Source organism: Terracoccus sp. 273MFTsu3.1 (genome assembly GCF_000383675.1).
Taxonomy (GTDB): Bacteria; Actinomycetota; Actinomycetes; order Actinomycetales; family Dermatophilaceae; genus Terrabacter.
The window spans coordinates 290,924-305,419 of the sequence record NZ_KB911820.1 but is presented as its reverse complement, the minus strand read 5'-3'; the positions used below and the strand labels follow the sequence as shown (position 1 = coordinate 305,419).

The window sequence follows — 14,496 nt, the reverse complement described above, 5'->3', positions numbered from 1 at the left end:
TCTCGGAGTTCGGCATGCCTAACTTCTATCATGGGCGCACCGAGCGCCGGGCCGATCCCCCGAGCGAGGGTCGCGTCACGCCAGGCCGTCGGCGACCGCGACGACGAGCCCGCCGAGCATGAACGCGGCGATGGCTGCGGCCAGCGCCGGAGCGGGCAGGTCGGGGATGAACCTGCGCCAACCGGTGATCGCCCCGCTCGCTCCGTGGTGCGCGTGGGTCAGGGCGTGACCCTTCCCGCGTGCGAGGAGGTGGCGGTTGACCGGATAGGCGGCGGCGAACGCGGCGACGAGCGAGATCGACATGCCGACCCAGAAGACGGCGTTGACGAGGCCCGCATCCATGGCGCCGGGGATCACGGCCATGACGAGGTTGTCGACGACCTCCATCGTGAGGATCGAGACGGTGTCGGCAGCGAGGACGAGGGCGAGCGCAGCGCGCAGCGGGACGCCACTGCGCAGCAGGGGGAGGCTCGAGAGCGCGTAGCCGAAGAGGAACGCGAGGGCCACGGAGAGGGCGATGGTCGCGCCGGCGGCGAGCCCGACGGCGGTACCGATCATGAGGCCGAGGATCTCGCCGACGGCACAGCCCGTGAGGCAGTGCAGCGTTGCCCCGGCTGCCATGGAGGCGAGCCCGTCGCCGTGACCGGCGTGAGCGTGCGGGTCGTGGTGCGCGGGACGGCGCGTCCCGGATGAGCTCGTCGCGTGGTTCGTCGCGTGGTTCATGGTCATCCTTCCGGTCCGAGGCGGCGAGGCCCACTGAGCCCGCCCCACGCATACCCCCCATGGGTATGCTGCACGATGGCGTCAACGCGCCGCGCTGCCCGGCCATTCCCGACCCGTGCGATGTGCCGGGGTGGCGAGACACGGCGGGGGACGGTGCACGAGGATTGACCTCGTGAGCCACGCCGTCGACGCCGACCCAGCGCGCCAGGTCCTCTACGCCCATGCCGATCGTCGGGTGACCGGCCCGCTCGAGGACTCGGCAGTGCTCGCGGCCGTCGTCGGGATCGAGCGCCTCGTCGTCGCAACGGGATCCACCGACGAGCAGGTGCTGCGCGCAGCGCTCGAGGGCCAGCCCGTGCCAGGCGCGGACCCCGAGCGCCTCGCCGCCCTCGTCGCCGAGGCGACGAGCCACGTCTCGGCCGGACTCATCCGCCGCAGCTCGGGCCAGGCGGTGGACGCGGGGGTCGTCAACCCGGCCTCCGGGGGCTACGAGATCACGACGGATGCGACGCTGCTGCGTGCCGCTGTCCGGGCGGCGCAGGGGTCGATCGACGCGATGCCCTACTACGGCATCCGCTACGGCGAGCGCGGCTCCCGGTTCGCCACGACGGACTCCGCGTGGCTCATCTCTCTCGCCACGCTGGCCGAGAGCCGTGCCGTGCACCAGGTTCAGTGGCTGTCACGCGTCCTCGCCGCACGCGGGATGCCCACGTGGCTGCTCGAGATCCACCTCGACGCGCTCGTGTCCGAGGTGCGCTCCGTGGCCGGTCCGGCCGCGGCTGGGTCGCTCCCCGCGGCCGCGGACGTGCTGGCAGTGGCCCGACGCCGCCACGTCGACGACGCGCTGATCCGCTCTGCCGACGTCTGGGCCGACGAGGCGCTCGGCCCGGACCTTCCGGTGCCGCGCACGGGCGCCCTCATGGCCGCGGCGATCGCCGACGAGCGGTCCGGCGTGACGCGGGACGACCGCGCCCTCGTGGACTGGCTCACCGACGCGGAGCGGGTGGAGAAGGACGTCGCGACGCGACTGCTCGACGTCCGGCGACGCCTTCTCACCAGCGCTCGCTGACGGGTCGCGGCCCGCGCGAAAGTCGGTCACGATCCGCGCTTGACCTTGACGCAACGTCAGGGTTGCACGCTGTTCCCATGACCACGACAACAGCCATCGAGATCGTCGGGCTCACCAAGTCCTACGGCGACCACGCAGTGCTCAAGGGAGTCGACCTCACTGTCCCCTCGGGCACGATCTTCGCCTTGCTCGGCTCCAACGGCGCCGGCAAGACCACTGCAGTCAAGATCCTCTCGACCCTGCTCAAGGCCGACGGTGGGACCGCCGCCGTCGGCGGCCACGACGTCGCCACCGAGCCCGACAAGGTCCGCGCGGCGATCAGCCTCACCGGGCAGTTCGCCGCCGTCGACGAGATCCTCACGGGACGCGAGAACCTCGTCCTCGTCGCCCAGCTGCGACGTCTCGACGGCCCGGGCGCCATCGCCGACTCCCTGCTCGAGCGGTTCGGCCTCACCGAGGCCGGCGGGAAGCGCGTCGCGACCTACTCGGGCGGCATGCGCCGCCGACTCGACATCGCGATGAGCCTCATCGGCGACCCGCCCGTGCTCTTCCTCGACGAGCCGACGACAGGGCTCGACCCGCAGTCGCGCATCGAGGTCTGGAAGACGGTGCAGGAGCTGGCCGGTCGGGGCACCACCGTGCTGCTCACCACGCAGTACCTCGACGAGGCCGAGCACCTCGCCGACCGGATCGCGGTGCTCCACGAGGGCCGCATCATCGCCGACGGCACGCTCGCCGAGCTCAAGCAGCTGCTCCCGCCGGCCAAGGTCGAGTACGTCGAGAAGCAGCCGTCCCTCGAAGACATCTTCCTCGCGATCGTCGGTCACGACGACGCCGCCCACCAAGGAGCCCAGCGATGACCACCTACGTCCTGCACGACACCGACGTCCTGCTCAAGCGGTCCCTGCGCCACATCCTGCGCAGCCCGGACACCATCATCACCACGGCCATTACCCCGATCGCCATGCTGCTGCTCTTCGTCTACGTCTTCGGCGGTGCCATCGACGTCGGCGGCGCCTCCTACGTCAACTACCTGCTGCCCGGCATCCTGCTCATCACCGTCGCCTCCGGCATCGCCTACACCGCCTTCCGGCTCTTCACCGACGTCTCGGGCGGCATCTTCGAGCGCTTCCAGTCGATGCCGATCACCCGCTCGGCCTTCCTCTGGGGGCACGTGCTGACGTCGGTCGTGGCCAACCTGACCTCGCTCGTGCTCGTCGTCCTCGTCGCCCTGGCCATGGGCTTCCGCACCGGCGCCGGCGTCCTCGCCTGGCTCGCCGTCATCGGCATCATGCTGCTGTTCACCCTCGCCCTCACGTGGCTCGCCGTGATCCCGGGCCTCACGGCCAAGACCGTCGACGGCGTCAGCGGGTTCTCCTACCCGCTGATCTTCCTGCCCTTCGTCAGCTCGGCCTTCGTGCCGACCGAGAGCATGCCCGGCCCCGTCCAGTGGTTCGCCGAGCACCAGCCGGTCACCTCGATCGTCAACACCATCCGCAGCCTCTTCGAGCAGCAGCCCGTCGGCAGCGACGGCTGGGTCGCGCTCGCCTGGTGCGTCGGGCTCCTTCTCGTGGCCTACGCGCTCGCGATGCGCACCTACCGCAGCAAGCTCGCCTGACACGGCATACACCCACATCCACCTCGTCAAGGAGACCCTCATGAACAACCTGCTGAGCAAGATCATCGGTGACAAGAAGGAGTGGAAGGCCATGGAGGCGCGGGCGCACGCGCTGCCCCACGACTACCGGGTCGTCTACGGCGAGATGAAGTCGTACATGTGGCGCTTCACCTCGGGCGACGGCATGGACGTCGTCGCGGTGCTGCGGGACGTCCTCCAGCTCTTCGAGGACAGCGCCGGCGAGGGGCGGCCGGTCCTCGACGTCACCGGCCGCGACGTCGCCGGCTTCTGCGACGAGCACCTGAGCGGTGTCACGACGTATGCCGACACGTGGCGGTCCCAGCTGAACCGCGCGGTCGCGTCGAAGGTCGCAGAATAGGGCCATGCTGACCATCAGCCAGCTCGCGGCGTACGCCGGCGTCACCGTGCGCACCGTGCGGCACTACCACGCCAAGGGGCTGCTGCCCGAGCCCGAGCGCGACCACTCGGGCTACCGGCGCTACGACGCGGCGGCGGTGGTCCAGCTCGTCCGGATCCGCACCCTCGCCGACGCCGGGGTCCCACTGTCCCGCGTGCACGAGCTCCTCGAGGCCGATGACGAGGAGTTCGCGGCGGCGGTCGAGCAGATCGACCGCCGCCTGCGCACCGAGATCCGCGAGCTGCAGCGCCACCGTGAGCGCATCGCCAAGCTCGCGGCCGGCGACAGCCTGGCGCTGCCGCCCGAGGTGGTCGCCTACGTCGACCGGATGCGCGAGCTCGGCTTTCCCGAGCGGCTCATCGAGGTCGAGCGCGACAGCTGGATCCTCATCGCGGCGCAGATGCCCGACGAGGTCGCCGCCTTCATGGAGATCAAGCAGACCCAGATCGAGCACGAGGTGCTGCGCCGGCTCTACCTCGACATCGGCGATCTCGTCGACTGCGCTCCCGACGACCCCCGGCTGCCTGCGCTCGCCGACCGCGTGACCGCCTTCATCGAGGCCGCGTCCGCCGAGGCCGAGGGCATCGAGGACGTGCACCCCGTGAGCGAGGACCTCATCGCCCTCCTCGACGCGGCGTTTCTCGAGTCCTTCGCGTGCGCGGCCCGGCTGCTCGAGCTGCTCGAGGAGCGCGGGTGGACCGGGTGGACCGACATCAGGCGGTTGGAGCCGGCGCGCTGAGCGATCGAGGCCTGTCACATCTGCCGCGTCCCGCTCGTCAGTAGAGCGAGACACCCCCGCGAGAAGGAGACGACCATGAAGACGATGACCTGCCGAGACCTCGGCGGACCGTGCGACCTCGCCCACCGGGCCGACACCGCCGACGAGATCATCAAGGCCCAGGACCGCCACCTCAAGGAGGCGGAGAAGTCGGGCGACGCCACCCACCAGGAGGCCCGTCAGGCGATGAAGGCCCGGTGGCGGCACCCGAAGAAGTCGATGGCCTGGTACACCGGCACCAAGCAGACCTTCGCCGCGCTGGCCGACGACTGAGACCTGTCACCGACCCGGCCGCCCAACCGTTCGTGAGGACGGGACAGGGTGGCCGGGTCCGGCGCGCTCAGTCCAGGCAGAACTCGTTGCCCTCGACGTCCTGCATCACCTGGCACGACTCGTTGAAGCCGTCGGCGCGCAGCAGCGTCCCCCGCGTGGCTCCGAGCGCGACGAGCCGCACGCACTCGGACTCGAGGGCGGCGAGGCGCTCCTCACCGACGAGGCCCGTGCCGACCCGGACGTCGAGGTGGACCCGGTTCTTGACGACCTTGCCCTCCGGGACGCGCTGGAAGAACAGGCGGGGCCCGACGCCCGTCGGGTCGGAGCAGGCGAACGCCGAGCCCTGACGCTCTGGCGGCAGCGACTGGTCGAACTCGTCCCACGAGGCGAAGCCCCGGGGCGGTGGCGGCACCTCGTAGCCGAGCACCTCGCACCAGAAGCGAGCCACGCGCTCGGGATCCGCACAGTCGAACGTGACCTGGACCTGCCGCACCGTCGCCATGCGCCCACCCTAGAGTCGCCCCCGCAGCCCTCGCCACGCCGATTCCGTTGACGGTGGGGCGCTTCCGGTTGTCGGCTCAACCCACCTGTGTGAGCCTTGAGCGCGGCCGACCAAGGGCGTCGGCCCTGAACCAGGGGACAAGGACATGCGAAAGAGAACGCTTGCCCGCAGCGTCGCGGCCACCGCCGCGACGGCCGCGCTCGTCATGGGAAGCAGTGGTGCGGCCTCCGCCAACGACAAGACCATGGTGCTCAAGAAGGCCGACGGCACCGTCGTGGTCAAGGCCACGTGGGACGACCTCACCGACAACCTGTGCGTCATCGTCTACGGCAGCTCCGGCGCCTGGGGTCAGGTGGCGATCGGCTCCCACTACGGGCTGTCCGAGCCCGACCGCGCCATCCGCTCCGCGTCGAACTCGGGTGGGGCCGGCTGGTACTGCACCGGCAACCTGAGCATCCGTGAGGACGCGTTGTACGACATGCAGCTGCGCTGGGAGAGCGCCGCCGGCAACTGGCTCTACTCCGACAAGCAGACCTTCTACACCTGAGCCGACAGCCGTCCCAGCGCCTGCCGCTCGACCGAACGCCGGTCCGACCTCCGTCGGGCCGGCGTTCCGTCGGGCCGGCGTTCCGTCGTGCCGCCTCGCAGGCGGCGTCTCAGAAGTTGTTGGCCATGTTGGTGAAGCGGCTGAAGTGGCCCTGGAAGGCCACGACGATCGTGTCGGTGGGGCCGTTTCGGTGCTTGGCCACGATGAGGTCGGCCTCGCCCTCACGCGGGGAGTCCTTCTCGTAGGCGGCCTCGCGGTGCAGCAGGATCACCATGTCGGCGTCCTGCTCGATCGACCCGGACTCTCGCAGGTCGCTCATCGCGGGCTTCTTGTCGGTGCGCTGCTCGGGACCACGGTTCAGCTGCGAGATGGCGATGACCGGGACCTCGAGCTCCTTGGCGAGCAGCTTGAGCGCACGCGAGAACTCCGAGACCTCCTGCTGGCGCGACTCGACGCGCTTGCCCGAGCTCATGAGCTGGAGGTAGTCGATGACGACGAGCTTGAGGTTCTCGCGCTGCTTGAGCCGGCGGCACTTGGCGCGGATCTCCATGAGCGACATGTTGGGAGAGTCGTCGATGAAGAGCGGTGCGTCCGAGACCCGGCCCATCGTCGAGGCGAGGCGGGTCCAGTCCTCCTCGCGCATCGTGCCCTTGCGCATGTGCTGCAGCTGGATGCCGGCCTCGGCCGAGAGCAGACGCATGGTGATCTCCGTGCGGCTCATCTCGAGCGAGAAGACGACGGCGGCCATCTTGTGCTTGATCGCCGCCGACCGGACGATGTCGAGTCCGATGGTCGACTTGCCCATCGCGGGACGGGCGGCGATGACGATCATCTGGCCGGGGTGGAGGCCGTTGGTGAGGGCGTCGAAGTCGGTGAATCCCGTTGGCACACCGGTCATCTCACCGGAGCGGCCCGACGCGACCTCGATCTCGTCGACGGTTGCCTCGATGATGTCGCCGATGGCGTGGTAGTCCTCGCCGCCGCGCTTGTCGGCGACGGCGTAGACCTCGGCCTGGGCCGCGTTGACGATGTCCTCGACGTCGCCGCCGCCCTGGGCGTAGCCGAGCTGCACGATGCGGGTGCCGGCCTCGACGAGGCGGCGCAGCACGGCGCGCTCGGCGACGATCTGGGCGTAGTAGCCGGCGTTGGCCGCAGTGGGCACCGAGGCGATGAGCTGGTGCAGGTAGGCCTGGCCGCCGACGCGCCCGAGGTCGCCGCGCTTGGTCAGCTCGTCGCTGACGGTGATGGCGTCGGCGGGCTCGCCGCGGCCGTAGAGGTCGAGGACGGCGTCGTAGATGAGCTCGTGCGCGGGACGGTAGAAGTCGGTGCCCTTGAGCTGTTCGACACAGTCGGCGATCGCGTCCTTGGACAGGAGCATGCCGCCGAGAACGGACTGCTCGGCTCCGACGTCCTGCGGCGGGAGGCGGTCGTCCGGGGGCCCGCCGTCACGGGTCGACGACGACGCGAACGCGCTCGTGCTCAGCTCAGCGAGCGACACGTGCTCCCCTTCCCCTGAGTAATGAATGACATCGGTGCAACCCGGTCCACACCAGTAGACAGCGTGGCGCTGACAGCGCCAGGCAGGACGGCGCCGACGAGACCTACCCAGCCCGTCGCGCGCCCTTCCCGAGGAGCACCCGCCCCACCGTAGGTGCGGGGCTCCACGGACAACAACCTCAGCCACCCCCCGGCCTCGTCCCCTTGTGGACAACCGGTGGACGGACACCCCCGACACGCCGTCAACAGGTGTGGACAACATGTGTGAACAACTGTGGGCATGTGGCGCCGGTCACATCCCGTCAGGCTCGGTGACCTGCGCAGATGCCTGTCCACCTCCTGTGGAGAACAAGTTCCTCACCCCTGTGCGTTGTCCACAGCCGGTCGCGACACGCCCGACCATGGGGTAAGCAGACTGCCGCGGTCGCACGGACACGCTCAGAGCCCGGCGGCCGAGGCGTCGTAGTAGTCCCGGTTGCGCAGCATCGAGGCGGCGGCCTCGTCGAGCACCGCGGTCGCGTCTGCGTGCCACTGGAGCACCGAGGCCGGGCACGAGGCCGACAGCGGGCCCTCGAGCGCGGCCGCGACGGCCTCGGCCTTGCCGGGTCCGGAGGCGACGAGCACGAGGCGTCGCGCGTCGAGGACGGTGCCGAGACCCTGGGTGACGCAGTGGGTCGGCACGTCGGTGATCCCCTCGAAGAAGCGCGCGTTGTCGTGGCGCGTGCGGTCGGACAGCCGCTTGACGCGCGTCCGCGACGAGAGCGCCGAGCCGGGCTCGTTGAAGCCGAGGTGACCGTTGGCGCCGATGCCGAGGATCTGCACGTCGACCCCGCCCGCCTCACGGATGAGTCGCTCGTACTCCGTTGCGCCGGCGACGAGCTCGTCCTCGTCCTCCCCGGAGCCGTCGGGCACGTGGAGCCGGTCGGGCGCAAGCGCCAGCGGCCCGCAGACCTCGCGGAGCAACACCTCGCGGTACGACTGGGGATGACCGGCGGGCAGGCCGACGTACTCGTCGAGCGCGAAGCCGCGGGCGCCGCGCAGGTCGAGGCGACCGCTCGCCACGGCCCGCGCGAGCTCCGCGTAGAGCCCCAGGGGCGACGACCCGGTCGCGAGCCCGAGGACCGGCTCGTCGCGGCGCGCGGCCTCGAGGCCGTCGATGACGACCTCGGCAGCGCGGCGGGCGACGTCGGCGGGCGTCGGCAGGACGAGGACCTCCATCACCCCACCCTCTCACCGGGCACGGTCACGTCGGCGAGCCCGCCCGGCGAGCCGACGGAGGCCAGCCGTGGGGCGCCGGGGAGCTCTGGTGCGGGCAGCCACGCGGCGCCGAGGGCGGCCACGGGCACGTCGGCCGGCAACAGCTCGACGCGGTCGGACAGGCCGAGGGCGTCGATCATCCGTGAGCTGCGGGCGCGCCGTTCGAGATCGGCGCGGATGCCGTCGATGAGCGGGGCCCCCAGCCCGGCGAGGCCACCACCCACGACGACGCGTTCGGCGCCGGACGCGAGGGCGAGCAGCTGGACCGCCAGCCCCACGCCCGTGCAGACCACGTCGACGGCGGCGGCCGCGAGGGCGTCTCCGGCAGCCGCAGCGGCAAAGGGGTCCCTGGCCCGGCGACCGGCCACCGGCCAGAGACGGGCGAGCGCCGATCCGGAGGCCACGGTCTCGAGGCAGCCGATCTGGCCACAGGTGCAGGGGGCGTCCCCGCCGACCGGCAGGTGCCCGATCTCGCCGGCCGCCCCGTCGATCCCGCGGACGACGACGCCGTCGCGCACGACGGCCGAGGCGAGGCCCGTCCCGAGGTTGAGGTAGGCCAGCGCCGCATCGTCCCCAGGGTGGGTCGACCCGCTCACCGGCCCGACACCGGCCGCCGACACCCCCGGGCTCGCCGACCCTGCCGACCAGGACCCACGGAGGCGCCAGGCGCCGAGGGCTGCGGCCTTGACGTCGTTCTCGACCGCCACCGGGACGCCGAGCCGCGCCGAGAGCCCGCCGGCAAGGTCCAGCGACTCCACGTCGAGGTTGACGGCGTGGCGTGCGAGGCCGCTGACCGGGTCGACCAGTCCGGGCATGCAGGCCCCGACCGACACGTCGGCGCCGCGACCCCTCGCGTGAGGTGCGTGCGCGTCGAGGACCTGGCGCGCCAACCGCACGGCGACGTCGACGACTCCTGACGCACCGCGTCCGGACGGCGCCGACCGCATCGCCTGCACCGAGCCGTCGGCCACGAGGACCACAGCCGTCTTCGTCCCACCGATGTCGATCCCGAGCCGCGGCTCGGCCGTCATCGCGCCGCCACCCCGAGGTAGCGGCCGAGGGCCTGGGCGACGACGACGGAGCCGCCGAAGGTCACGAGGTCCGCGCCTCCGCGGGGCCAGCCGCAGTCGACGACGATGGTCGGATGTCCCTGCGCGCGAAAGCGATCGGCGACCTCCCAGAGCGGGTGCCCCGCAGCGAGCCCACGGCCGGCCACCGCGACCCTGGCGGCCTCGGGCACGTCGGCCTCGGGTGTCGTCAGCCCGGCGGCCTTCGGCCCCCAGGCGACCCGTCCGACGGCGAGGTTAGGGTCGGATGCCACCTGCACGATGACGGCATCGCCCGGGGCGTCGAGCCACTCGCGCACCGCGTCCCCGACCTCGAAGCCGCCGACGAGCGCGCCGTTGGCCCAGGCGGGCGCCGTCACGTCGGCGGCCGTGCCGAGCGCGCCGGGGCCGCCGACCGCGAAGCCCTGGGACAGCAGGACGACCCGCGCCGCCGCCTCCTCGAGTCGCTCGAGCGGCAGCCGACCCGACGCGGCCGCCTGCACGACCGCCTCGACGACGGCGAGGTAGCAGTCCTCCGTCGTCTCGGAGCCGACACAGAGCAGGTCGCAGCCCGCGACGAGGGCGCGCACCGCGGCCTCGGGGATCCCGGTCTCCGCCGAGGCCCCGGCCATGTCGAGGGCGTCCGAGACGATGACGCCCTCGAAGCCGAGCCGGTCGCGCAGCAGGTCGCCGAGGACGAGAGGTGAGAAGGTCGCCGGGCGTTCGGCGTCGATGGCGCTGACGACGACGTGCGAGGTCATGATGCACGCGACCCTCGCCTCGATCGCCGCACGGAACGGCTCGAGCTCGCGCGCGTCGAGCACGTGCGCCTCGGCGTGCACCCACGGCAGCGCGTGGTGCGAGTCGGTCACGGTGTCCCCGTGGCCCGGGAAGTGCTTGGCGCAGGCGGCGACCCCGACCGACTGCACGCCGTCGACGTAGGCCGCCGAGTGCCGCGCGACGTGGGCCGCCTCGGCGCCGAAGCTGCGCACCCCGATGACGGGGTTCTCGTCGGCCGAGTTGACGTCGACGACGGGTGCCAGGTCGAGGTTGATGCCGTATGCCGCGAGCTCGCGCCCGATGGCCGCGGCCGAGGCGCGCGTCAGCGCGGTGTCGTCGAGGCGACCGAGGAGGGCGTTGCCGGGCTGCGTGGACCCGGTCGGGTAGTGCAGCCGCGTCACGTCCCCGCCCTCCTCGTCGACCGCCACGAGGAGGTCCGGCGCCACCGACCGCAGCGACGCACACAGCTGTGCCAGCTGGTCGGGGTCCACGACGTTCGCGCCGTAGAGACAGACGGAGGCCAGCCCGGCGGCATGCTCCCGCTCGATCCACGCGGGGACGGTGGTGCCGACGAATCCGGGCATGAGCGTGCCGACGGCGAGGCGCCGCAGCGCCTCTCGTGAGGTGTTCATCTCAGCCCTTCACCGCCCCGCCGACGAGGCCGTTGCTCATGCGTCCCTGGACGACGAGGAAGAAGATGATGACCGGCACGGCCACGACGGTCGACGCGGCCATGACCTGGCCCCAGTCGGTCTCGCGGGTCGCGCTCGCCTGGACGAAGCCGCGCAGCCACAGCGGGAGGGTGCGGGACTGCTCCTCGGTCATGACGACCAGGGCCACGGTGAACTCGTTCCACGCCTGGAGGAACGCGTAGACGCCCGACGCGACGAGGCCGGGAGCCAGCAGCGGGAACGTGATCCGCAGGAAGGCCTTGGTGCGCGAGAGTCCGTCGACCATGGCGGCCTCCTCGAGCTCGACCGGGACGCCGGCGACGAAGCCGCGGAGCATCCACACGGTGAACGGCACGACGGCAGCGGTGTAGAGCAGGGCGAGGCCGAGCACGTTGTTGAGCATCCCGACCGAGCTCATCATCTTGTACTGCGCGATGAAGAGGCCCTCTGCCGGCAGCATCTGGATGAGGAGCAGCGCGAGGATGAACGAGCGCCGGCCCCGGAAGCGGAAGCGGCTGATCGCGAGGGCGCCGAGGAAGGCGATGACGATCGCGGCAGCGACGGTGACGAGGGTGACCGCGAGCGAGATCCCCAGTGCGCGAATGAATCCCGCGTCGCCGAAGACGGTGGCGAAGTTGTCGAACGAGCCGCCGAAGGGCAGGAAGGTCGGGGTGCTCGACTGGAGCGTCACCTTGTCGAGGAAGGCGGAGTTGACCATCCAGTAGACGGGGAACGCCCAGACGAGGGCGACGAGGACGGCGACGACCGTGAGGACCGAGCGCCGCGTCGAGCCACGGGTCGAGTGACGGGAGCTGGCGGGGCCGAGGATGCGGCTCACGACTCCTCCTTCATGAGCGAGCGGACGTAGTACCAGCTGACCGCGACGGTGAGCAGGAGCATGAGGATCGAGACGGCGCTGGCCATCCCGAAGTCGCCGGCACCCGTACCGAGCTGGTAGATGTACGTGCCGAGCAGGTGGGTCTCGTTGGCCACGCCACCGGCGTCCTGGAGCAGCTTGATCTGCGTGAAGACGCGCAGGTCCCAGATGAGCTGGAGCAGCAGGACGATCGAGATGACGGGCGCCACGAGGGGAAGAATGATGTGCCGCAGGCGTTTCCAGCCTCCGGCACCGTCGATCTCGGCCGCCTCCAGCACCTCCGGGGAGAGCTGGGTCAGGCCCGCGTAGATCGACAGGGCGACGAACGGCACGCTCATCCAGACGACGATGACGGCCGCGACGACGAGGAACGAGAGCGGCTCGACGAGCCAGTTGTGGCCCTGGGCGTCGACGCCGACGCGTTCGAGCACCCAGTTGAGCAGTCCGTTGCGCCAGTTGACGATCCACGTCCACACCGTCATCGAGGCGACGACCGGCATGGCCCAGGCGAGCAGGAGCGCGACCTGGAGCACGAGGCGTCCAGCACGGCTGACCGCGCCCATGAGCAGGGCGAGGCCGAGGCCGATCGCCACCGTCGACAGGGCGCACACGAGGCAGAAGACGATGGAGCGCCCGACGATGACCCAGAGCTCCGGGTCGGTCACGAGGGAGGCGTAGTTCGCGAGGCCGACCCACTCGGGCGGCTGGCCGAACTGCTGCATCATCCCGAAGTGCTGGAAGCTCGTGACGACCTGCCACCCGACGGGGTAGCCGAGCGCGGCGACGAGCAGGACGAGCGAGGGGAGCACGAGCCACGCGGGCGTATGCCGTCTGGCGGGGCGGGCGGGAGCCGTGGGCTCCGGCGCTGGGGCGGTCTCGGGGGGAGCGGTCGCCGTGGAGGTCATGGGCGGGCCTTTCGAACCTGGCGGCCGGCGGTCGGGTGGGTGGGGCACCCGACCGCCGGACGTGGTGTCACGCGAGGATCAGGTCACTTGAGGTTGAGAAGCGGCGTGATCTTCGCGTCGTACTCCCGGGCCAGGGCCGTGAGGTCCGAGGCGTCCCGGATCTTGGAGAAGAACTCCTCCATGACCATCTTCGACTCGACCGTGGCCCAACCCGGGGCGGCCGGCGTCAGCTTGGAGTTCGTCGCGGAGTCGATGAGCGCCTTGGCAAACTGGTCGTCACCGAGCGAGCTGACGTAGTCGGTGTTGGCCGGGCCGAGGCCGGCACCGCCGAGCTTCTTCTGGTAGTCCGCGGAGAAGATGATCTTGAGCAGCTCCTTGGACAGGGCCTGGTTCTGGCTGGCCTTGGAGATGGCGATGTTCGAGCCACCGGCGAAGACCGGGGCGGGCTTGCCGTCGTTGCCCGGGAGCACGAAGGCGCTGAACTTCGCGTCGTTCCACTCGCGGACCTTCTTGCCGTCCTTGTCCTTGAGGTCGCCGATCGACCAGTGCGCCCAGCCCGGGGCCATGATCGTCGCGGCGGCGAGGGACGTCTTGCCGGTCACGTTGCCGGACTCGTCGAGGATCTCGTCGGCGTCGTTGACGTAGAGCCACGGGGTCTGGTCCTTGGCGTCGGCCGGGGCCTTGGACGCGTTCCGGTAGAGGTCCTGCAGCTGGGTCAGGCCCTTGACCGTGTTGGGGTCGGCGAGCGTCGAGACCCACTGGCCGTTCTCCTGCTTCGCGAGCTCGCCGCCGTTGGCGAAGATCCACGAGATGCCGTTGCGCCAGTCCTGGCCGCCGAGGAAGAAGCCCGAGAAGTTCTTGATGGTGCGGGGGTTCTTGGCGGTGATCGTCTTGACGGCGGCGTTGAACTCGTCGAGCGTCTTGGGCGCGGCGACGCCCGCCTCCTTCCAGAGGTCCTTGCGCGCGAACATGTAGCGCGAGCCGAAGTAGTAGGGCAGCGCGTACTGCTTGCCGTCGACGCTGCCGACGTCGACGAACGACTGGAGCAGCTTGCTGCCGCCGAGCTCCGGGTAGAGGTCCGAGACGTCGCTGAAGGCGCCGACGTTGGTGAAGGTCGGGCTCTGCGTGTTGCCGATCTCGGTGACGTCGGGCGTGTTCTTCGGGTCGGGCAGCGACGTCGTCAGCTTCGTGACGAGGTCGCCCCAGCTCTGCTCCTCGATCTTGAGCGTGGCGCCGGTCTTGGACTTGAAGGTGTCCTGCAGGTAGGTGCGCAGCTCCTTCGGGGTGTCGGTGCCGGCGAGCCAGAGGGTGATCGTCTTGCCCGCGTTGCCCGACGCTCCCGCGGACGGGTCGGTCGTCGAGCCGGTGGCTCCCCCACCGCACGCGGTGAGGACGAGCGCCGCGGTGGTCGTGGCCACGGCCAGACCCAGGGTCTTCTTCATTCCTTGTCTTCCTTTCGAAGGGCCGCGGTGCGGACCGGTTGTTCGCTGGACGCGAGTGGAGGGGTGTCCCTGTGGAGGGGAGTTCGAGGGGTG

16 protein-coding genes are annotated in these 14,496 nt (G+C 70.9%); 7 read left to right on the top strand and 9 right to left on the bottom strand.

The genetic code is table 11. The annotated features are described in order from the left end of the window. Positions 1–75 precede the first annotated feature (75 nt). Complete coding sequence (locus H283_RS0101310; protein WP_020141701.1) at positions 76–723, bottom strand: DUF4396 domain-containing protein; 648 nt, start codon at positions 721–723, stop codon at positions 76–78. A gap of 172 nt (positions 724–895) precedes the next feature. On the opposite strand from H283_RS0101310, the gene H283_RS0101305 reads away from it, so the two are divergent. The 6 genes from H283_RS0101305 (at position 896) to H283_RS0101280 (ending at position 4,879) form a co-directional block, all read left to right on the top strand. Next, complete coding sequence (locus tag H283_RS0101305) at positions 896–1,792, top strand: hypothetical protein (RefSeq protein ID WP_020141700.1); 897 nt, start codon at positions 896–898, stop codon at positions 1,790–1,792. 77 nt (positions 1,793–1,869) lie between these two features. Beyond that, entirely contained in the window at positions 1,870–2,652 is a 783-nt protein-coding gene (locus tag H283_RS0101300) for an ABC transporter ATP-binding protein (protein ID WP_020141699.1), read from the top strand. Next, entirely contained in the window at positions 2,649–3,410 is a 762-nt protein-coding gene (locus H283_RS0101295; RefSeq protein ID WP_020141698.1) for an ABC transporter permease, read from the top strand. The genes H283_RS0101300 and H283_RS0101295 overlap by 4 nt, the downstream gene beginning before the upstream one ends. A 40-nt stretch (positions 3,411–3,450) precedes the next feature. Further along, positions 3,451–3,789 carry a DUF1048 domain-containing protein gene (locus H283_RS0101290; protein WP_020141697.1) on the top strand — a complete coding sequence of 113 codons (339 nt, stop codon included), beginning with the start codon at positions 3,451–3,453 and terminating at the stop codon, positions 3,787–3,789. A gap of 4 nt (positions 3,790–3,793) precedes the next feature. Beyond that, a complete protein-coding gene (locus tag H283_RS0101285) occupies positions 3,794–4,567 on the top strand; it encodes a MerR family transcriptional regulator (protein WP_020141696.1) in 774 nt (257 codons plus the stop codon). 75 nt (positions 4,568–4,642) lie between these two features. Further along, on the top strand, positions 4,643–4,879 hold the full coding sequence (locus tag H283_RS0101280) for a DUF1059 domain-containing protein (protein WP_020141695.1): 237 nt from the start codon (positions 4,643–4,645) through the stop codon (positions 4,877–4,879). 67 nt (positions 4,880–4,946) lie between these two features. Here the strand turns inward: H283_RS0101280 and H283_RS0101275 are convergent, their stop codons facing one another. Next, positions 4,947–5,381, bottom strand: a complete 435-nt coding sequence (locus tag H283_RS0101275; protein ID WP_020141694.1) for a VOC family protein — start codon at positions 5,379–5,381, stop codon at positions 4,947–4,949. A gap of 145 nt (positions 5,382–5,526) precedes the next feature. Between H283_RS0101275 and H283_RS0101270 the strand changes: the two genes are divergently transcribed. After that, positions 5,527–5,928: a hypothetical protein gene (locus H283_RS0101270; RefSeq protein WP_020141693.1), complete on the top strand. Its 402-nt coding sequence runs from the start codon at positions 5,527–5,529 to the stop codon at positions 5,926–5,928. A gap of 109 nt (positions 5,929–6,037) precedes the next feature. Here the strand turns inward: H283_RS0101270 and dnaB are convergent, their stop codons facing one another. From dnaB to H283_RS0101235, 7 genes are all read right to left on the bottom strand, one after another. Next, on the bottom strand, positions 6,038–7,426 hold the full coding sequence (gene dnaB / locus H283_RS0101265) for a replicative DNA helicase (protein ID WP_020141692.1): 1,389 nt from the start codon (positions 7,424–7,426) through the stop codon (positions 6,038–6,040). Between the two features lie 437 nt (positions 7,427–7,863). Beyond that, positions 7,864–8,643, bottom strand: a complete 780-nt coding sequence (locus tag H283_RS0101260; protein ID WP_020141691.1) for a glucosamine-6-phosphate deaminase — start codon at positions 8,641–8,643, stop codon at positions 7,864–7,866. Beyond that, the gene (locus H283_RS23630) at positions 8,643–9,713 is read right to left on the bottom strand and encodes an ROK family protein (RefSeq protein WP_020141690.1); all 1,071 of its coding nucleotides are present in this window, start codon (positions 9,711–9,713) and stop codon (positions 8,643–8,645) included. Before H283_RS23630 ends, H283_RS0101260 begins: the two co-directional genes overlap by 1 nt. Next, positions 9,710–11,140 (bottom strand): beta-N-acetylhexosaminidase, encoded by a 1,431-nt coding sequence (nagZ, locus tag H283_RS23625; RefSeq protein WP_020141689.1) that lies wholly within the window; start codon positions 11,138–11,140, stop codon positions 9,710–9,712. Before nagZ ends, H283_RS23630 begins: the two co-directional genes overlap by 4 nt. A gap of 1 nt (position 11,141) precedes the next feature. Then, the gene (locus tag H283_RS0101245) at positions 11,142–12,017 is read right to left on the bottom strand and encodes a carbohydrate ABC transporter permease (RefSeq protein ID WP_020141688.1); all 876 of its coding nucleotides are present in this window, start codon (positions 12,015–12,017) and stop codon (positions 11,142–11,144) included. Then, positions 12,014–12,961 (bottom strand): carbohydrate ABC transporter permease, encoded by a 948-nt coding sequence (locus H283_RS0101240; protein ID WP_028785250.1) that lies wholly within the window; start codon positions 12,959–12,961, stop codon positions 12,014–12,016. The genes H283_RS0101245 and H283_RS0101240 overlap by 4 nt, the downstream gene beginning before the upstream one ends. Before the next feature lie 83 nt (positions 12,962–13,044). Beyond that, positions 13,045–14,403, bottom strand: a complete 1,359-nt coding sequence (locus H283_RS0101235; RefSeq protein ID WP_020141686.1) for an extracellular solute-binding protein — start codon at positions 14,401–14,403, stop codon at positions 13,045–13,047. Positions 14,404–14,496: the final 93 nt, after the last annotated feature.